General features: G+C 73.0%; 13 protein-coding genes. 11 read left to right on the top strand and 2 right to left on the bottom strand.

The window, feature by feature from the left end; all coding sequences use genetic code 11:
- Nucleotides 1-108: 108 nt before the first annotated feature.
- The 7 genes from ACGFT1_RS16065 to ACGFT1_RS16035 all read left to right on the top strand — a co-directional run bounded on the left by ACGFT1_RS16065 (nt 109) and on the right by ACGFT1_RS16035 (nt 10,137).
- Nucleotides 109-1,128: a rod shape-determining protein gene (locus ACGFT1_RS16065; RefSeq protein ID WP_358688792.1), complete on the top strand. Its 1,020-nt coding sequence runs from the start codon at nt 109-111 to the stop codon at nt 1,126-1,128.
- Nucleotides 1,129-1,292: 164 nt separating this feature from the next.
- Nucleotides 1,293-2,231 (top strand): rod shape-determining protein MreC, encoded by a 939-nt coding sequence (mreC, locus tag ACGFT1_RS16060; RefSeq protein WP_373909571.1) that lies wholly within the window; start codon nt 1,293-1,295, stop codon nt 2,229-2,231.
- A gap of 12 nt (nt 2,232-2,243) precedes the next feature.
- Nucleotides 2,244-2,921, top strand: a complete 678-nt coding sequence (gene mreD, locus ACGFT1_RS16055; RefSeq protein ID WP_373909570.1) for a rod shape-determining protein MreD — start codon at nt 2,244-2,246, stop codon at nt 2,919-2,921.
- Nucleotides 2,922-3,102: 181 nt separating this feature from the next.
- Nucleotides 3,103-5,358 carry a penicillin-binding protein 2 gene (mrdA, locus tag ACGFT1_RS16050; RefSeq protein WP_373909569.1) on the top strand — a complete coding sequence of 752 codons (2,256 nt, stop codon included), beginning with the start codon at nt 3,103-3,105 and terminating at the stop codon, nt 5,356-5,358.
- Nucleotides 5,355-6,551 carry a rod shape-determining protein RodA gene (rodA, locus tag ACGFT1_RS16045; protein ID WP_373909568.1) on the top strand — a complete coding sequence of 399 codons (1,197 nt, stop codon included), beginning with the start codon at nt 5,355-5,357 and terminating at the stop codon, nt 6,549-6,551. Before mrdA ends, rodA begins: the two co-directional genes overlap by 4 nt.
- A 51-nt stretch (nt 6,552-6,602) precedes the next feature.
- Nucleotides 6,603-8,105 (top strand): CHAD domain-containing protein, encoded by a 1,503-nt coding sequence (locus tag ACGFT1_RS16040; protein ID WP_373909567.1) that lies wholly within the window; start codon nt 6,603-6,605, stop codon nt 8,103-8,105.
- Nucleotides 8,106-8,175: 70 nt separating this feature from the next.
- Complete coding sequence (locus ACGFT1_RS16035; protein WP_373909566.1) at nt 8,176-10,137, top strand: TIGR03960 family B12-binding radical SAM protein; 1,962 nt, start codon at nt 8,176-8,178, stop codon at nt 10,135-10,137.
- A gap of 75 nt (nt 10,138-10,212) precedes the next feature.
- Here ACGFT1_RS16035 and ACGFT1_RS16030 read toward each other — a convergent pair whose 3' ends face one another.
- Nucleotides 10,213-10,551 carry a hypothetical protein gene (locus ACGFT1_RS16030; protein WP_373909565.1) on the bottom strand — a complete coding sequence of 113 codons (339 nt, stop codon included), beginning with the start codon at nt 10,549-10,551 and terminating at the stop codon, nt 10,213-10,215.
- Nucleotides 10,552-10,664: 113 nt separating this feature from the next.
- Nucleotides 10,665-11,912 carry an alpha/beta hydrolase family protein gene (locus tag ACGFT1_RS16025; protein WP_373909564.1) on the bottom strand — a complete coding sequence of 416 codons (1,248 nt, stop codon included), beginning with the start codon at nt 11,910-11,912 and terminating at the stop codon, nt 10,665-10,667.
- A 158-nt stretch (nt 11,913-12,070) separates the two neighbouring features.
- On the opposite strand from ACGFT1_RS16025, the gene ACGFT1_RS16020 reads away from it, so the two are divergent.
- The 4 genes from ACGFT1_RS16020 to ACGFT1_RS16005 all read left to right on the top strand — a co-directional run bounded on the left by ACGFT1_RS16020 (nt 12,071) and on the right by ACGFT1_RS16005 (nt 19,612).
- Nucleotides 12,071-12,670, top strand: coding sequence for a hypothetical protein (locus ACGFT1_RS16020; protein ID WP_373909563.1), 600 nt, complete (start codon nt 12,071-12,073; stop codon nt 12,668-12,670).
- A 37-nt stretch (nt 12,671-12,707) separates the two neighbouring features.
- Complete coding sequence (locus ACGFT1_RS16015; protein ID WP_373909562.1) at nt 12,708-13,820, top strand: hypothetical protein; 1,113 nt, start codon at nt 12,708-12,710, stop codon at nt 13,818-13,820.
- 46 nt (nt 13,821-13,866) lie between these two features.
- Nucleotides 13,867-14,643 carry a TIGR03936 family radical SAM-associated protein gene (locus ACGFT1_RS16010; RefSeq protein WP_373909561.1) on the top strand — a complete coding sequence of 259 codons (777 nt, stop codon included), beginning with the start codon at nt 13,867-13,869 and terminating at the stop codon, nt 14,641-14,643.
- Between the two features lie 262 nt (nt 14,644-14,905).
- The gene (locus ACGFT1_RS16005; RefSeq protein ID WP_373909560.1) at nt 14,906-19,612 is read left to right on the top strand and encodes a ribonuclease E/G; all 4,707 of its coding nucleotides are present in this window, start codon (nt 14,906-14,908) and stop codon (nt 19,610-19,612) included.
- The last annotated feature ends 113 nt before the right edge of the window (nt 19,613-19,725 follow it).

The raw sequence follows: 19,725 nt of genomic DNA, 5'->3' as shown, positions 1-19,725 counted from the left end.
GTGCAGGCGCGTTTACGATGGAAGCCTTCACGTCACAGCACCCGCCTCGCCGTCCTGACACGCCCTCAAAAGCTCAGGAAGGCCAGATGAATCCGGATGGGGAACTCAATGTCGTTCATCGGCCGTGACATGGCTGTCGACCTCGGGACCGCCAACACGCTGGTGTACGTCAGGGGTCGCGGGATCGTACTGAACGAGCCGTCCGTCGTGGCGATCAACACCAACACGGGTGGGATCCTCGCGGTCGGTGCCGAAGCGAAGAAGATGATCGGCCGGACGCCGGGCAACATCGTGGCCGTCCGCCCGCTGAAGGACGGCGTCATCGCCGACTTCGAGATCACCGAGCGCATGCTCCGCTACTTCATCCTGAAGATCCACAAGCGGCGGTACCTGGCCCGGCCGCGGGTCGTCGTCTGCGTGCCCTCGGGCATCACGGGCGTCGAGCGCCGCGCGGTCATCGAGGCGTCCTCCCAGGCCGGCGCCCGTCAGGTGCACATCATCGAGGAGCCCATGGCCGCCGCCATCGGCTCGGGTCTGCCGGTCCACGAGGCCACCGGCAACATGGTGGTGGACATCGGCGGCGGCACCACGGAGGTCGCCGTCATCTCCCTCGGCGGCATCGTCACCGCCCAGTCGATCCGCGTCGCCGGCGACGAACTGGACAACGCGATCATCCAGTACATCAAGAAGGAGTACAGCCTCCTGCTGGGTGAGCGGACGGCGGAACAGATCAAGATCACGATCGGTTCGGCGTACGAACTCGAAGCCGACGAGCACACCGAGGTCCGCGGCCGGGACCTGGTGTCCGGGCTGCCGAAGACCGTCGTCATCTCGGCCGCCGAGGTCCGCAAGGCGATCGAGGAGCCGGTCAACGCGATCGTCGACGCCGTCAAGACGACCCTCGACAAGTGCCCGCCGGAGCTGTCCGGCGACATCATGGACCGGGGAATCGTCCTGACCGGCGGCGGCGCGCTGCTGCGCGGGCTCGACGAGCGGCTGCGCCGCGAGACGGGCATGCCGATCCACATCGCCGAGGACCCGCTGGACAGCGTCGCGCTCGGCTCCGGCAAGTGCGTCGAGGAGTTCGAGGCACTCCAGCAGGTCCTGGACGCCCAGCCGCGCAGATGACGCGACTCCTCCGGTCCGCCGTACGAGATGTTCTCCTCTCGTGCGGCGGCTCGTTGACATAGAGGCATAAGCTCCCACGAACGGGCCTCCCGGGCCGACGCCGTCCCACGCGCGTTCCCCAGGGGCCCCGCATTCCTACTTGAGGAAGGGCACGGCCGCCGCACGTGAGGGACACGAAAGAGAGCCGGCTGCTCCTGGTCCTGCTGGTCGCCATCGCGTTCGCGCTGATCACAGTGGACATTCGCGGGGGCCGCAACTCCCCGGTCGACGGCGCCCGGCAGGCCGCCGCCACGGTGTTCGGCCCGGTCGAGAACGGGCTGTCCTCCGCGGTGGACCCGGTCGGCAACGCCGTCTCCGCGATCCGGGACTCCGGCAGCCGGCACGACCGGCTCGCCGCGCTGGAGAAGGAGAACGCGGCCCTCAAGGCGAAGCTCGGCAGCGACGACCGCAACCGCAGCCGCCTCCGGCAGCTCGACAGCCTGCTGAAGACCGCCGGCGAGGGGCAGTACGGAATCAAGGGCGCCCAGGTCATCGCCATAGGCTCGGCCCAGGGCTTCTCCTGGACCATCACCATCGACGCCGGCGCCGACGACGGCATCAAACGGGACATGACCGTCCTCAACGGCGACGGCCTGGTCGGCCGGGTCACCACCGTCGGCCCCAGCACCTCCACCGTGCTGCTCGCCAACGACCCCGACTTCACCGTCGGCACCCGCATGGAGGGCGACGACGAACTCGGCTTCGCCTCGGGGCAGGGCGACCGCCCGCTGCGCGTGGAACTGCTCAACGGCAAGGCGGAGGTGAAGAAGGGCGACCGGCTCGTCACCTTCGGCTCGCAGGCCGACAAGCCGTTCGTGCCGGGCGTCCCGGTCGGCGTGGTCTCCCGCGTCGACCCCTCCGGCGGCGGCCTCACCCGCACCCTCTACGTCACCCCGTACGTGAGCTTCACCAAGCTCGACGTCGTCGGAGTGGTCGTGTCGGCCCCGAAGAAGGACCCGCGGGACACCGTGCTCCCGGCCAAGTCCCAGCCGCACCCGACGCCGACGGTGACCGTCACGGTCACCCCGTCCGCCGGCGCTCCCGCCACCGAACAGCAGCAGTAGGAGCTGAATCCCATGCGTGTCAACCGGATCCTGCTCTCCAGCGCACTGGTCGTCGTGGCCCTGGTGATCCAGGTGAGCGTCCTGGCCCGGCTGCACCTGCCGGGCGCCGTCCCCGACCTGCTGCTGCTCACCGTCCTCGGGCTGGCGATGGTGTACGGCCATGTCGGCGGCGCCCTCGTCGGGTTCGCCGCCGGTCTGCTGGCCGACCTGGCGCCGCCGGCCGACCACGCGGCGGGCCGCTACGCGCTCGTGCTGTGCGTCACCGGCTACGCCGCCGGGCTCATCAGGCCGGAGAACGGCCGGCTGAAGTCGGCGACCGGCCCGATGGCCGTCGTGGTCGCAGCCGCCGTCGGCTCCACCCTGCTGTACGCCGGGGTGGGCGCCCTGGTCGGCGACACCGCCGCCCGCCATGTCGGCCTGCCCGGGCTGCTGTTCTCGGCCGCCCTGTACGACCTGTTGCTCGCCCCGTTCGTGGTGCCCGGGGTGATGTGGCTGGCCCGCCGCGCCGACAACGACCCGCTCACCGAGACCGGCCCCGCGGCGACGGCCGGTGACATCTCGTCGGGCTGGCTGTCCTCCGGCACCGGCCTGCGCGTCGGTGGCCGGCGCGGCGGCGTCGGCGCCCTGAAGGCCAAGGCCCGCACGCGGTCCGCCCGGGTCGGCCGCATCAAGGGGGTCAAGCGGCTGTGAACGCCTCGAAGTTCACCCGAACGGGTCAGCTCGCGCGGAACGCGGGCGCACCGGCCGGCCGTTCCTCATGCGTACACCCGCAGCCGGTTCGCACAGACGTGCCGCGCACGCACGCGCCGCGCACCGCGCCCGGCGCTCACACGTCCGCACACTCCGCACACCGAGAGGGGGAGACACCGCAGTGACCAACATCCCCGAGACCGGGCGGACCCCACGGGTCCAGATCCGGCTCGTCGTGATCCAGATCCTCGTCCTCTCCCTCCTCGGCACGCTCGGCGGCCGGCTGTGGTACCTCCAGATCCGGGAGGGCGCGGCGTACCAGAAGGAGGCCTCCGGCAACCACGTCCAGCAGGTCGTCGACCCCGCCGTGCGCGGCGACATCCTGGACGCCCGGGGCGTGCCCCTCGCCGACAACGAGACCCGCCTGGTCGTCTCCGCCTCCCGCACCGACCTGCTGAAGCAGAAGGACGACGGCAAGGCCGTCCTCACCAAGCTGGCCGGCGTCCTCGGCATCCCGCCCGCGGAGGTCATGCAGAAGGTCCGGCTGTGCGACGCCAAGACCCCCCAGCCCTGCTGGAACGGCTCGCCCTACCAGCCGATCCCCATCACGGACGAGGCCACCGCCAAGCAGGCCCTCCAGATCCGCGAGCGCTCCGAGGACTTCCCCGGCATCACCGCCGAGCCCGAGGCCGTCCGCCGCTACCCGGCGCCCGGCAAGTCCAACAGCGCGCAGGTCCTCGGCTATCTCTCGCCCGTCACCGACTCCGAGATCCAGCAGGCCCAGCACACCGACTCGCCCTACCTGCGCTCCGACATGGTCGGCCGGTCCGGCCTGGAGCGCCGGTACGACAAGGTGCTGCGCGGCAAGGCCGGCGTCACCCGCTACGAGGTCGACAACCTCGGCCGGGTCATCGGCAAGGCCAAGTCGGACGCGGCCGAGTCCGGTTCGAACCTGGTGACGAGCATCGACTCCCGGGTCCAGCGGGTCGCCGAGTACGAACTCGACAAGGCGATGAAGGTCGCCCGCCAGCAGTACGACAAGATCACCGGCGAGAACTACAAGGCCGACTCCGGTGCCGTCGTGGTGATGGAGGCCAAGACCGGCCGGATCGTCGCGATGGCCTCCGCGCCGACCTACGACCCGAACGTATGGGTCGGCGGCATCTCCGGCAAGGACTACAAGGCCCTCACCGGCAAGGACTCGGACTACCCCCTGCTCAACAGGGCCATACAGGGCCAGGCCGCCCCCGGCTCGACCTTCAAGGTCGTCTCCACGGCCGCCGCGGTCGAGGCAGGCTACGCGTTCGACGGCCGCTACCCCTGCACCAGTTCCTACTCGGTGGGCGGCCAGGTCTTCAAGAACTTCGAGGGCGAGAACTTCGGGCCGATCTCCCTCGGCCGCGCCCTGGAGGTCTCCTGCGACACGGTCTTCTACGGCCTCGCCGACCGGGAGTGGAAGCGCGACGGCGGCATCAACCCCAGGAAGGGCCGGCCGAAGGACTACTTCTTCAAGGCCGCCCACCAGTTCGGCCTCGGTGCCGAGACCGGCGTCGACCTGCCCAACGAGGTCACCGGCCGGGTCCCGGACCGCCAGTGGAAGCTGAACTACTGGAAGGCCAACAAGGACGCCTGGTGCCGGTCCGGCAAGAAGGACGGCTCCTACGTCGAGAAGATCGCCTATGAGAACTGCCTCGAAGGCAACAAGATGCGCGAGGGCGACGAGATCAACTACTCCATCGGCCAGGGCGACACCCTCGTCACGCCGATCCAGGAGGCCGTGATCTACGGCGCCGTCGCCAACGGCGGCACGATGTACCAGCCGACCATCGGCAAGGCGGTCATCAGCGCCGACGGCAGGACCGTCCAGGAGATCAAGCCGAAGAAGCGCGGCAGGCTGCCGGTCAGCCAGGCCACCCTCAAGGGCATGAACGACGCCTTCGCCGGCGTCATCACCCGCGGTACGGCCGCCTGGAAGTTCGGCGGCTGGCCGCAGGACAAGATCCCGCTGCACGGCAAGACCGGCACGGCCGAGGTCTACGGCAAGCAGACCACGTCCTGGCTGGCCACCTACTCCAAGGACTACACGGTGATCATGACGATCGCCCAGGCCGGTACGGGCTCCGGGGCCTCCGGCGAGGCCGTCCGCAACATCTACAGCGCGCTCTACGGCGTCCGGGCCGACGGCACCGTCGACAAGAAGCGCGCGATGCTGTCCGAGCCGCAGCAGGGCCTGCCCAAGGTCCGCCCGGACGGCACCATCGCCGCCCCCAAGGTCACCGGCGACCCGGCGAAGGACGCCGAAGCCGCCCAGAAGAACAACCCCACCAACGGCGACGACCAGCAGCCCGCGGGCACCACCGCCCCGCCCACGGGCAACCGAGACACCCGCAGGACCCGCCGGTCCCGCCGGACGGGAAGCCGGAGGATGCCCTCATGACCGGCACGAACAGCTTCTCCGTCTCCGGGTACGGCCCCGAGCGGGCCGGCTGGACCAGGATCTTCGCCCGCGACTCGCTGACCCGCCGGCTGGACTGGCCCATACTGCTCGCGGCCACCGCCCTGTCACTCATGGGCTCGCTGCTGGTGTACTCGGCGACCCGCAACCGCACCGAGCTGAACCAGGGCGACCCGTACTTCTTCCTGTTCCGGCACCTGATGAACCTGGGCATCGGCATCGCCCTGATGATCGCCACCGTCTGGCTCGGCCACCGGGCCCTGCGCAACGCCGTGCCGATCCTCTACGGCCTGTCGGTGCTCCTCGCCCTGGTCGTCCTCACCCCGCTCGGCGCCACCATCAACGGCCAGCGCAACTGGCTCGTCATCGGCGGCTTCTCGCTCCAGCCCGCCGAGTTCCTCAAGGTGACGATCATCCTCGGCATGGCCATGCTGCTGGCCACCCGGGTCGACGCCGGCGACAAGCCGTACCCGGACCACCGCACCGCGTTCCAGTCCCTGTGCCTGGCCGCCGTACCGATCCTGATCCTGCTGCTCATGCCGGACCTCGGCTCGGTGCTGGCCATGGTCGCGATCATCCTCGGCGTGCTGCTCGCCTCCGGCGCCTCCAACCGCTGGGTGTTCGGCCTGCTCATCGCCGGCGTGATCGGCTGCATCGCGATCTGGCAGCTGCACATCCTGGACGAGTACCAGATCAACCGCTTCGCGGCCTTCGCCAACCCCGACCTCGACCCGGCGGGCGTCGGCTACAACACCAACCAGGCCCGCATCGCCATCGGCTCCGGCGGGCTCACCGGCGCCGGGCTCTTCCACGGCTCCCAGACCACCGGCCAGTTCGTGCCCGAGCAGCAGACGGACTTCGTCTTCACGGTCGCGGGGGAGGAACTGGGCTTCGTCGGTGCGGGTCTGATCATCTTCCTGCTCGGTGTCGTCCTGTGGCGCGCCTGCCGGATAGCACGTGACTCCACGGAGCTGTACGGAACGATCGTCGCCGCCGGAATCGTCGCCTGGTTCGCCTTCCAGGCCTTCGAGAACATCGGCATGACCCTCGGCATCATGCCGGTCACCGGCCTGCCGCTGCCGTTCGTGTCCTACGGCGGCTCATCGATGTTCGCGGTCTGGGTGGCGCTGGGCCTGTTGCAGTCGATCAAGGTGCAGCGGCCGATGTCCGCGTAGGCCCGCGGCGACCCCCTGCCCTGCCGGCGCCCCGGGCACTAGATTCGGGACATGGCGGACGCGAAACGCGAGATCGAGCGCAAGTACGAATCCGACGACAGCGGGCTCCCCGACCTGACCGGAGTCGCCGGGGTGGCGGCCGTCCTCGACCAGGGCCTGGCCGAACTGGACGCCACCTACTACGACACCGCCGACGAACGCCTGGCCGGGGCCTCGCTCACCCTGCGCCGCCGCACCGGCGGCCCGGACGCCGGCTGGCACCTGAAGATCCCGGTCGCCCCCTCGGTCCGCGACGAGATCCGGGCCCCGCTGTCCGACACCGTCCCCGAGGAGCTCGCCGCCCTCGTCCGCTCCCGCGTCCGGGACCGCGAGCTGATCCCCCTCGTCCGGCTGCGCTCCGCCCGCGACGTGCGCCACCTGGTCGACGCCGACGGCACCCTGCTGGCCGAGGCGAGCGTCGACGCCGTGACCGCCGAAAGGCTCACCGGCACGGGCGGGAGCACCCGGTGGACCGAGATAGAGGTGGAACTCGCCGACGGCGGCGACCCCGCCTTCCTCGACCGGGTGGACAAACGGCTGCGCAAGGCGGGCCTACGCCCCTCCGGCTCACCGTCGAAACTGGCCCACGCCCTGGAACGCACCGCCGGTGACCACCACGAGAGGAACAGCGGGCCCCCGGCGCCCCGGACGGCCGGCGACCACGTCCTCGCCTACCTCCGCGCCCAGCGGGACGCACTGGTCGGGCTGGACCCCGCCGTCCGCCGCGGCCTCCCCGACGCGGTGCACCGGATGCGCGTCGCCACCCGGCGCGCCCGCAGCACCCTGCGCACCTTCCGCGGTGTGCTGGACCGCGACGTCACCGGTCCCCTCGCCGCCGAACTGAAATGGCTCGCGGGCGAGCTGGGCGCCGGCCGCGACCAGGAGGTGCTGGCCGACCGGCTGACGACCGCCCTCGGCGCCCTGCCGCCCGGCCTGGTCACCGGCCCCGTCCCCGAACGCCTCGCCGCCTGGTCCGACCCCCGCCGCACCGGCACCCACGCCCACCTGACCGGCATCCTCGACTCACGCCGCTACCTCACCCTCCTGGACGGCCTGGACGCCCTCCTCGCCGACCCCCCGCTGCTCGGGGCGGCCGGGAAGAAACCGGCGAAGACGCTCGCCAAGGCCGTGCACAAGGACGAGAAGAAGCTGGCCCGGGCCATGCGGCACGCGCTGCGCCTGCCGCCCGGCGAGGAACGCGACCTCGCCCTGCACGAGGCCCGCAAGAAGGCCAAACGCACCCGCTACGCGGCCGAGGCGGCCACCGCGGGCCTCGGCGCCCCCGCCCGCACCCTGACCAAGGACATGAAGTCCCTCACCACCCTCCTCGGCGGCCACCAGGACAGCGTCATGGCCCGCCGCGCCCTGCGCGAGCTGTCCGCGGTGGCGCACGCGGCGGGGGAGAGCACGTTCACGTACGGGGTGCTGTACGGCAGGGAGGAGGCACGGGCGGCCGCGGCCCAGGCGCAGCTGCCCGCGCGGTGGCGCGGGACCGGGACCGGGGCGCCCGGCTGAGCGTTCGGGGGGAGCCGCCGGCCGGGTTACGCTGAAGGGTCCCCCCTGTCAGCTCATGAAGGTTCGCGAGATGCCTGTCGAGTCGGTTTTCCCGCAGCTCGAAGCTCTGCTCCCGCACGTGCAGAAGCCGATCCAGTACGTCGGCGGCGAGCTCAACTCCACGGTCAAGCCGTGGGACGAGTGCGATGTCCGCTGGGCGCTCATGTACCCCGACGCGTACGAGGTCGGCCTGCCCAATCAGGGCGTCATGATCCTCTACGAGGTCCTCAACGAGCAGAAGGGCGTCCTCGCCGAGCGCACCTACAGCGTGTGGCCGGACCTGGAGGCGCTGATGCGCGAGCACCGGGTCCCGCAGTTCACGGTGGACGGCCACCGCCCGGTGAAGGCCTTCGACGTCTTCGGCATCAGCTTCTCCACCGAGCTGGGCTACACGAACATGCTCACCGCCCTCGACCTGGCCGGGATCCCGCTGGAGTCCCGGGACCGCACGGTCGACGACCCGATCGTCCTGGCCGGCGGCCACGCGGCCTTCAACCCGGAGCCGATCGCCGACTTCATCGACGCGGCCGTGATCGGCGACGGCGAGCAGGCCGTGCTCGACATGACCCGGATCATCCGCGAGTGGAAGGCGGAGGGCCGCCCCGGCGGGCGCGAGGAGGTCCTGTTCCGCCTGGCGAGGACGGGTGGGGTGTACATCCCGGCGTTCTACGACGTCGAGTACCTCCCCGACGGCCGCATCGCCCGTGTCGTACCGAACCGCAGCGGTGTGCCCTGGCGCGTGTCCAAGCACACCGTCATGGACCTGGACGAGTGGCCGTACCCCAAGCAGCCCCTCGTGCCGCTGGCCGAGACGGTCCACGAGCGGATGTCGGTGGAGATCTTCCGCGGCTGCACCCGCGGATGCCGCTTCTGCCAGGCCGGCATGATCACCCGCCCTGTCCGGGAACGCTCCATCACCGGCATCGGCGACATGGTCGACAAGGGCCTGAAGGCCACCGGTTTCGAGGAGGTGGGCCTGCTCTCCCTGTCCTCCGCGGACCACTCGGAGATCGGTGACATCGCCAAGGGCCTGGCGGACCGCTACACCGACGACAAGATCGGCCTCTCGCTGCCCTCCACCCGCGTCGACGCCTTCAACGTCGACCTGGCGAACGAGCTGACCCGCAACGGCCGCCGCTCGGGCCTGACCTTCGCCCCCGAGGGCGGCTCGGAGCGCATGCGCAAGGTCATCAACAAGATGGTCTCGGAAGAGGACCTGATCAGGACCGTCGCCACCGCCTACGGCAACGGCTGGCGCCAGGTGAAGCTGTACTTCATGTGCGGCCTGCCGACGGAGACGGACGAGGACGTCCTCCAGATCGCCGACATGGCGATGCACGTCATCCAGAAGGGCCGCGAGGTCTCGGGCGCCAACGACATCCGCTGCACGGTGTCGATCGGAGGCTTCGTACCCAAGCCGCACACCCCGTTCCAGTGGGCCCCCCAGCTGTCGGCGGAGGAGACGGACGCGCGCCTGGAGAAGCTCCGCAACAAGATCCGCGGCGACAAGAAGTACGGCCGCTCGATCGGCTTCCGCTACCACGACGGCAAGCCCGGCATCGTCGAGGGCCTGCTCTCCCGCGGCGACCGCCGGACCGGCGCGGTCATCCGCGCGGTCTACGACGACGGCGGCCGCTTCGACGGCTGGCGCGAGCACTTCTCCTACGACCGCTGGATGGCCTGCGCGGACAAGGCGCTGGCCCCCTTCGGCGTCGACGTCGACTGGTACACCACCCGCGAGCGCACCTACGAGGAGGTCCTGCCCTGGGACCACCTGGACTCCGGCCTGGACAAGGACTGGCTCTGGGAGGATTGGCAGGACGCCCTCGACGAGACCGAGGTCGAGGACTGCCGCTGGACCCCGTGCTTCGACTGCGGCGTGTGCCCGCAGATGGACACGTCCATCCAGATCGGCCCCACCGGCAAGAAGTTGCTGCCGCTGACGGTCAAGAACGCGGGTCCGACGCCGGCTTCGAGCGGTCACTCGCACTGAGGTGAGCGAGGGCGAGGGGGCGCCGTGCCGACTGCGTTCGGCGCGGCGCCCCCTCGCCCGTCGGCGCCGCGGGCTTCAACCCGCCCGTCTCTGATCCTCGCCGCTTGCCGGCGCGACCGCCCGGAGCTTCGCGTCGAGTTGCAGCCAGGACAGGTCCGGGCCCTCGATCTCGACGACAGCACTCCAGACGGCCGGCAACTCGGTGAACTCCCCGTACGGTTCGCGGTGCATACGGACCACCCGGCCCGGAGAGATCGCGGTTCCCGACGGGTTGTCCGCCGGGAGCACCGAATCTCCGATGAGAACCCCCCGTTCCAGACTGACGCTCCGGGCGTGGCAGACCACCCGGTGCGCCGAAGGACGCTCGTACACGATCAGGACGTCCAGCAGTCCCATGGGCTCAGGGTTCCTCATGTGTGCGCATGTCTCCCTCTGGGGTCCGGTGAGGATGGGGGTCCGGAGCGCAGTACAGCGGCTCGGCGGACCGGAGGCAACCGTTCAGCGAGCCGTTGCCCTCGGCTGAGGGCTCAGGCCGTGGCCAGGCGGGTGTCCAGCCAGTCGAAGACGCGTTGTTCGAACAGGGCACGGCCCATCGGCTCGCAGTGCAGGTGTGCGCCCTCCGCCTCGGTGAAGCGGACCAACCGCTTCGAGCCGGGCAGGAGGTCGTACAGCTCCTGTGCGGCGCCCGGCCAGAACTGTTCGCCGTCCGGGTCGGTGATCAGGAGTGGCGTGGTGATCCGGTCGGCGACAGGGGTGACGTCGTAGCGGGACACCTCTGTGAGCAGGTCGAACGGTGAGTCGATGCCGTACGGCCGGGCCCGCCGGCGCCAGGTCGCGGTCAGGGCCGGGTCCTGGGCGAGGCCCTCGTGCAGGACCCGGTCGAAGGTGTCCCGGTCACCGGACTCCCACAGTCCGCGCAGTTCGGGGCCGAGCTGGTCCCACCAGCTGTCCACGACGCGGACCACGCCCGGGTCGGCGACCGCCGCGGCGATGCGGTGTTCGAAGGCGAGGGCGCGCGGCACCCAGTAGCCGGCCTGGCTGACGCCGGCCAGGGCGATCCGCCGGGGGTCGGTGCCGGGGCGGGTGAGGAGGAAGTCGGTGACAGGGGTGATGACGCTCTCCCAGTCGGGCCGGAACGGCACCCCCCGGTCGAAGAGCATCGACTGCTGGCCGGGGCCGTCGAAGAGCAGGACACGGTAGCCGCGGGCGACCGCCGGCGCGCCCAGCAGCGTCCAGACCGAACTGAGCGGGCCGTCGCTGCCGTTGTTGGCGATGAGCGTGGGCAGTGGGCCGGAACCGTCCGGGGGGTCGACGAGGTACCCGGGCAGGGTCGTGTCCTCGTACGGGATCGGGACCGGCTCGGCGGGTGGGTCGCAGGCCCGCAGGAAGCGGTCGAACCAGGCGCGGTGCCGCGGGAACACCTCGGCCAGCCGGTGTGCCGGGTCGGCGACCGCGTCGACGCCCGCGAGGGCCGTGCCGGCGTACCCGGCGGCTCGCAGCCAGCCGTCCCGCGCGCTCACGGTCCGTCCCTCGGCCGCGCTGCGCCCGGCCCGCTCGGCGGTCCTCGCGGCCAGCTCCGCCCAGGCGGCGAACCACGTCTCCCCGTCGCCGTCCGCCACCGCGGCGGCGGTGGCCAGCACCTCGCCCACATCGGCGCCCCGGCGCCAGGCCGAGCCCAGCGTGAGCCGTATCTCGTAGTCGAACTGGACGTTCTCGCTGAATCGGGACGGCGATCGGGATGGGGATCGGGATCGCGAGCGGGGTCGGTAGGTCATGGCGGCTCCCTGGAGGGCGTACGGTCCCCAGTCGCCGTCCGGGCCCCGTCTTTCACGCTAGGGCGCGCGCGTCCGGGCCGCACGACGGGCGGCTCGGGGTTCGGGGACGGCACGATGGAGTGGAGGGGGTGGCCGCGGATCTGACGGGAGGAGCTCCCATGGCTCAGCAGACGGCGGCGAAGGCCCCGCCGGAGAAACCCGTGAGCACCGGCGGCGTCTTCTTCTCGTTCGCGCCGTGGATCATCTTCGGCGTGGTCGCCAGCCCTTCCACCTGGGAGTACGCGGCCCTCGCCGCGCTGATCGCCGCGATCGTCCTGTCGGGGCGGGACATACTGAACGGCAGGTTCCGGCCCCTCGACATCACCGGCATCGTGTTCTTCGCCGTGCTCTCGGTCCTGGCGCTGGCCCTGGACCGCGGGCAGCTCCTCTGGCTGGAGACGTACGCCCAGGTCATCTCCAACGGGCTGGTGGCCCTCGTGGCGCTCGGATCGCTGTTCGCCGACCCGTTCACCGCGCAGTACGCCCGCGAGTCGTCGCCCCGGGCCGTGTGGGACTCGCCCGTTTTCCAGCACATCAACCGGGTGCTGACGGCGGTGTGGGGCGCGGTCTTCGCGCTGATGACCGTCTCGACCTGGCTGGCCGTCCGGTACCCGGCCCAGGATGACTGGTTCAACTGGGTCGTGCCCATCGCCCTGCTGGTGGTGGCCGTGAAGTTCACCGAGCACTATCCCGAGGCGTACAAGGCGCGGGTGCTGTAGCCGGATCCGAACGGGCGGCCCCGGCGTCTATCGGGGTATGGAACTCCGTGAGCCGCCCCCTGAGCGTTCGAAACCCGAAGGATGCCTCGTCGTCGCCGTCCGCCTGCCGGTGCGGATCGTCGTGCTCGTCCTGGTCGTGCCCGTGCGCATGGTGTGGGATGCCGTCGTGGTCACCGGGCGGCTGCTGCGGGACACCGTGCTCAGGCCGTTGGGGCGGGCCCTGGTGTGGCTGGGCAGGGCGGTGTTCGTGTGGCCGTCCGTGGCGTTGTGGCGCTACGTCGTGGTGCCCGCCGGCCGGGTGCTGACCTGGCTCGCGGCGGTCCTCGTCGGCGTACCGGCGGTGTGGCTGTACCGCTGGGTCCTCACCCCCTTGGGACGTGCCCTCGCCCGGCTCGTGCGCGGGGCCGGCGCCGTGTCGGCGTGGGTGTACGCGCGCGTGCTCAGCCCGGTCGGGTACGGCCTGGCCCGGCTGTTGAAGGGCGTCGGCGCGGTGCTCGCCGTCCTCGGGACCGGGACGTTCACGGCCGTCGCCTGGCTGGCGCGCCACCTGTTGGTCGTACCTGCCCGGTGGCTGTACGCCTGGGTCCTCGCCCCCGCCGGCCGGGCCGTCGCCTGGTGCGTACGGGGTCTGGGGTGGCTGCTGGGACTGGTGGTCACCGGTGCCGGCCTGGCCCTGTACCGGACCGCCCGCGTGCTGCTGGTCCTGCCCGCCCTGGCGCTGTGGCGCTGGGTGCTCGCGCCCGTCGGCCGGTTCCTCGCGGTCGTCGCCCGCGAGGTGGGAGACGCCCTGGGGCACGCCTGGCGGATCGCCGGGCGGATCTCGCGGGCCGTCGGACGGGCGCTCGGGACCCTCTTCCGGTGGATCTTCGTGGAGCCGGCGCGCTGGGTGTACCGCAGCGTCCTCACGCCGGTCGGGCACGTCGTCCGGGACGCCGTCCTGCGGCCCGTCGCCGACGGCGTGCGGGCCGTGGGACGGGTCGGCCGGGAGGCCCTGGCCACGGCCCGCGCCACCGTGCGGCAGGCCCGCGCCGAGGCGCGCCGGATGCTGTTCGGCGGTCCCGGCCGGCCGGTTCCGGCCGACCGGCGGGAACCCTCGGGCGCCGTGGCACGTAGTCTTGGTAACGGTACGACCGCTCTCACGAAGGACTAGGACACTGGGCAAGCGACAGCCCGAAGGCCCGCCGCCCGCACCCGCGGTGCAGCGCATCCGACTGCGCTACACCAAGCGCGGCCGCCTGAGGTTCACCAGCCACCGAGACTTCCAGCGCGCCTTCGAGCGTGCGCTTCGCCGCGCCGAGGTGCCCATGGCGTACTCGGCGGGGTTCACACCGCATCCGAAGGTGTCGTACGCCAATGCCGCACCCACCGGCACGGGCAGTGAGGCGGAGTACCTGGAGATCGCGCTCACCCAGGCGCGCGACCCGGAGACCCTGCGCGTCCTCCTCGACGAGTCGCTGCCCGCCGGGCTCGACGTCATCGACGCGGTGGAGGCGCGGACCCCGGGTCTCGCCGACCGGCTGACGGCCTCCGTCTGGGAGCTGCGGCTGGCCGGGGTCGACCCGGCCGACGCGGAGCGCGCGGTCGCGGCCTTCGCCGCGGCCGACGCCGTCGAGGTGCAGCGCACGACCAAGAACGGCGTCCGTACCTTCGACGCCCGCCCCGCCGTGGTGAGCCTGGACACGCACGGATCGCCGGCTGATAGGCCGACCGACGTGCCCTGTGCGATACTGCGGCTGGTTGTTCGGCACGTGACGCCTGCCGTACGACCCGACGACGTCCTGTCCGGTCTCCGCGCCGTGGCCGACCTGGCGCCGCCGGTCCCCGCTGCGGTGACCAGGCTGGCGCAGGGGCTGCTCGATGAAGAGACCGGCACGGTGACCGACCCGCTCGCGCCCGACCGCGAGGCAGCCCAGGCCCTGAAGGCCGCACCGGTTGCCGCCGCGACGGCGCCGATGCCGGAAGGTCCCGCGTAGGGACGGACGTCGTAGCGCCGCCCTCGTACTCGGGAGCCACCTGGGTCGGGCAGCGCACCGACCACAAGACTTTCGCCAGGCCGTACCGACAAGGCGTACGGAACCGGCGAGACAGGACACAGAGTGCTCCCGTGCGGCGCCCGCGCCCCGGACGGCGGCCACCGCGTATCGCGCGGGCCGCGGACGTCAACGGCGGACGGTCTTCACAGACCGCCGGCGGACCAGGCGCGGCGCCCGGGAGCCTGACGGGAGAAACGCCCGCATGCTCGAGCCGACCGAACCCACCGAGGGTTCCGAACTCAACACCCCCAGCGACACCCTGCCGCCGCGCAGGCGTCGCCGTGCCGCTTCCCGCCCGGCGGGCCCGCCCGCGGGACCCGCGGAGGCGAGCGCCGAGGTCACCGTGCCGGCCATACCGGCCGCGGACGCGGACGAGGTGGCCGCGGTGACCGAGAGCACCCCGGACACCGAACAGCTGCCCGAGGCCGCCGCCGCGCAGGCGCCCGCCGCCGAGGAGGCAGCACCGGCGCGTCCGCGCCGCCGGGCCACCCGCCGGGCGTCCGCGCCCGTGGGTTCCCCGGCGCCCGCCGAGACCGCGGAGACCGTCGTACCGGCCGCGTCCGCGCACGCCGAGCCGGCGGACGCCGCCGTCGCCGAGGCCGGTGCGGTCGTCGTCGGCGAGGAGGCCGCTCCGCGCCGCACCCGCCGCCGGGCCACGCGCAGCGTGGCGACGCCGACCGACGGCGCCTCCGGTGCGCCGGAGACGGCCAGGACCGTCGAGCCCACCAAGTCCGCTGACACCGCTGTTGCGGAGGAGCCCTCCGTGACGGAACAGCCTGCCGAGGAAGCCGCTCCGCGCCGCACCCGGCGCCGGGCCACGCGCAGCGTGTCGACGGCCACCGAAGGCGCCCCGGGTGCCACGGAGATCTCCGGGACCCCGCAGACCGCTGAGGCCGCCGAGTCCGCTGTCGCGGCGGAGCCCGCCGAGGAAGTCCCCGCCGGGCGCCCGCGCCGTCGCGCGACCCGCCGTGTGTCGGCGCCCACCGCCGCGCCCGCGTCCGCCGAGGCCGCGCGGGCCGAGACCGTGGTCCCGGCCGCCGCCCCCGCCCCGGCCGCCACCGCCGAGACGGCGCAGGAGACCACGCAGTCCGACGCCCCCGCCGCGCGTCCGCGCCGCCGGGCCACCCGCCGGGTGTCCGCGCCCGCCGGTGCCCCGCAGGGCGCCGAGGAGACCCCGGCCGTGATCGAGGCCGCTCCCGTCGCGCAGGAGGCCCCCGAGGCACCCGCCGCCGAGACGGCGCAGGAGACCACGCAGTCCGACGCCCCCGCCGCGCGTCCGCGCCGCCGGGCCACCCGCCGGGTGTCCGCGCCCGCCGGTGCCCCGCAGGGCGCCGAGGAGACCCCGGCCGTCGCCGAGGCCGCTCCCGTCGCGCAGGACACGCCCGAGGCGCCCCAGGTGCCCGCCGCCGAGGCCGGCGTCCAGGACGCCGATGAGGAGGCCGCTCCGCGTCGTACGCGCCGCCGGGCCACCCGCCGGGTGTCCGCACCCACCGGTACGCCGGTGAGCGAGGAGGCCGACCGGGCCGAGCAGGCGGAGGAGCCCGCAGTGCACACCCAGGCCCCGCAGGTCCCCGAGACCGCGCAGACCGCCGAGCCCGCCCGGGCGGCGCAGGCCCCCGCGCCGGCCGCCGAGGGCGGGACGCAGCGCCGCACCCGCCGCCGGGGCGAGCGCGCCGCGTCCGGGTTCGCCGAGCCCGCCCGCCCCGCCGCGGCCCGGTCCGCCGAGGACGCCGACGGTCCGCGCCGGCCCGCCCGCCCCGCCGTCGCCGTCTTCCAGGCGCCGGTGTTCACCGAGCCCAGGTTCCAGACCGCGGAGCGGGCCGCGGCCGAGGCCGCGGCCGAGGCCGCCGGTTCGGAGGAGACCGAGGAGTACACGGAGGAGCGCGCGGAGGAGCGCCTGGAGGAGCGCGCCGAGACCGGTTCGCGCCGCCGTCGGCGCCGCCGCGGGGCCGCCCCCGAGGAGACCCGGCCGGTGCGGGCCGTGGCCGAGGACGAGGACGAGGAAGCGGAGGAGCCCGAGGACGCCGACGAGGCTCCGGAGGCCGCCGAGGACCTCGCCGAGAACGAGGGCGAGGACACCGAGGACACCGACGAGGCCGACGACGCCGACGGCTTCGAGGAGTCCGGCTCGCGCCGCCGGCGCCGCCGCGGCGGACGCCGCCGCCGGCGCGGTGACGCGTCCGACGGTGAGGGCGCCGACGCCGAGGGCGACGAGCTCGCCGCCGAGCAGGCCGCGCAGGACGCCGAGGACACCGCCGAGCAGGAGGACGAGGACGCCGACGACGTCCGGGGCGACGACTCCGCCGGTTCCAGCTCCAGCAGCCGCCGCCGTCGCCGCCGCCGTCGCCGGGCCGGTGACACGGCTGCCGAACCCGAGCTGTCCGTCGACGACCCGGAGCGCACGGTCGTCAAGGTCCGCGAGCCGCGCAAGCCGAGCGAGCCGTCCGACGAGGTGCAGTCCATCAAGGGCTCGACCCGTCTGGAGGCCAAGAAGCAGCGCCGCCGGGAAGGCCGCGAGCAGGGCCGACGCCGGGTCCCGATCATCACCGAGGCCGAGTTCCTGGCCCGCCGTGAGGCCGTCGAGCGGGTGATGGTCGTGCGCCAGCACGGCGAGCGCACCCAGATCGGCGTGCTCGAGGACGGCGTGCTCGTCGAGCACTACGTCAACAAGGAGCAGTCGACCTCGTACGTCGGCAACGTCTACCTGGGCAAGGTCCAGAACGTGCTGCCGTCGATGGAGGCCGCCTTCATCGACATCGGCAAGGGCCGCAACGCGGTGCTGTACGCCGGTGAGGTCAACTTCGGTGCGCTGGGCATGGCCAACGGGCCGCGGCGCATCGAGTCCGCCCTGAAGTCCGGGCAGCCCGTGCTCGTGCAGGTCACCAAGGACCCGATCGGTCACAAGGGCGCCCGCCTGACCAGCCAGGTCTCCCTGCCGGGCCGCTACCTGGTGTACGTGCCCGAGGGCTCGATGACCGGCATCAGCCGCAAGCTGCCCGACACCGAGCGGGCCCGGCTGAAGACCATCCTCAAGAAGATCGTCCCCGAGGACGCGGGCGTCATCGTGCGCACCGCCGCCGAGGGCGCGAGCGAGGAGGAGCTGCGCCGCGACGTCGAGCGGCTCCAGGGGCAGTGGGAGGACATCCAGAAGAAGGCCAAGAACGGCGGCGGCTCGAGTGCGCCGACGCTGCTCTACGGCGAGCCGGACATGACCGTCCGGGTCGTGCGCGACATCTTCAACGAGGACTTCTCCAAGGTCATCGTCAGCGGTGACGAGGCCTGGCAGACGATCCACGGGTACGTCGCGCACGTCGCCCCGGACCTGGCCGGCCGGCTGTCGAGGTGGACGTCCGAGACCGACGTCTTCGCCACCTACCGGATCGACGAGCAGCTCGCCAAGGCGCTGGACCGCAAGGTCTGGCTGCCCAGCGGCGGTTCGCTGGTGATCGACCGGACCGAGGCGATGGTCGTCATCGACGTCAACACCGGCAAGTTCACCGGCCAGGGCGGCAACCTGGAGGAGACGGTCACCAGGAACAACCTGGAGGCGGCCGAGGAGATCGTGCGTCAGCTGCGGCTGCGTGACCTCGGCGGCATCATCGTGATCGACTTCATCGACATGGTCCTGGAGTCGAACCGGGACCTGGTGCTGCGCCGCCTGCTGGAGTGCCTGGGCCGGGACCGTACGAAGCACCAGGTTGCCGAGGTCACCTCGCTGGGCCTGGTCCAGATGACCCGTAAGCGGGTCGGTCAGGGCCTGCTGGAGTCGTTCTCCGAGACCTGTGTCCACTGCAACGGCCGCGGTGTCGTCGTCCACCTGGAGCAGGCGACCGCGAACGGTGGCGGCGGCAAGCGCAAGAAGCGCGGCCGGGGCGGCGACGTCCACGAGCACGTGCACGAGACCGCCGCCGTGGCCGTGGAGAGCGGCGAGGCCGTCGAGCCCGAGGTGGAGACGGCCGTGGAGGTGGCCGCCGAGGCCGCCGAGCCGGTCGCGCTGCCCGGGCCGGACTTCGCGCCGGACGAGGAGCTGTACAGCAGCGTCGCCGAGGCGGAGGCGGCGGCCACCCGTGGCCGTTCGCGCCGCCGGGCGGGCCGCCGGGCGTCGGCTCCGGCGGGCGCGCCGAAGCCGGAGCGTGCCGAGCGGGCCTCCAGGGCCGAGCGGGCCGAGGAGGCCGAGTGGGCCGGGAGTGCCGGGGCCGGGTTCGCCGCCGAGGCCGAGCCGGCCGCGGCTCCGACCGCGCAGCACGTCACCGCCGAGGAGGCGGCGACGCGCCCGGTGCTGCCCGAGCCGGCCGCCGAGGCGCTGGCCGAGCCCGTGGCCGCCGAGGACCAGGTGGTCCAGGCGCCGCAGGCCGAGGCCCCGGCCGCCGAGGACGCCGCGCCCAAGGGCCGTACGCGCCGTCGGGCGACCCGGAAGGTGTCGGCCCCGGCCGGTTCCCCCGCGGGTGCCGAGGCGGCCGTCGTGACGGTGCCGGAGGCCGCGCCCGTGGCCGAGGCGCCGGCCGTGCCGCCGGTCGCCGAGGCTCCGGCCGCCGAGGAGGCGCCCGCGCCCGCCGAGGCCGCCGCACCGGCCCGCCCGCGCCGCCGTGCGGTGCGCAAGGCCACGGCGCCCACCGCGTCCGAGGAGGCGGCCGTCGTGGTCGTCCCGTCGGTCCCGGCGGAGCCCGCGGTGGCCGAGGCCCCGGTGGCCGAGGGGGCCGCGGAGGAGGTCGCGCCGGCCAAGAAGACCGCCCGCAAGGCGGCCAAGAAGGCCCCGGCGAAGAAGGCCGCCGCCAAGAAGACGGTGGCCAAGAAGACGGCCGCCAAGAAGACGACGGCCAAGAAGGCGGCGAAGACCGCCAAGACGGCCACCGCGAAGTCGACGGCGAAGAAGACCGCCACGGTCCCCACCGCCGGCGACGAGGGCTGACGCCCGAGGGTGTGCGGCCGGTCCGAGTGACCGGCCGCACACCGGCGGGGCCCGGTTTGACCCCTTCGGCCGCGGCCCCGTAACCTGGACCGTCGGCGTGTCCGCTGACACGC

The organism is Streptomyces sp. Y20 (genome assembly GCF_043195475.1).
In the GTDB taxonomy this organism is placed as follows: domain Bacteria; phylum Actinomycetota; class Actinomycetes; order Streptomycetales; family Streptomycetaceae; genus Streptomyces.
The sequence above is the reverse complement of the archived record's forward strand: the minus strand, read 5'-3'. Positions and strand labels throughout refer to the sequence as shown.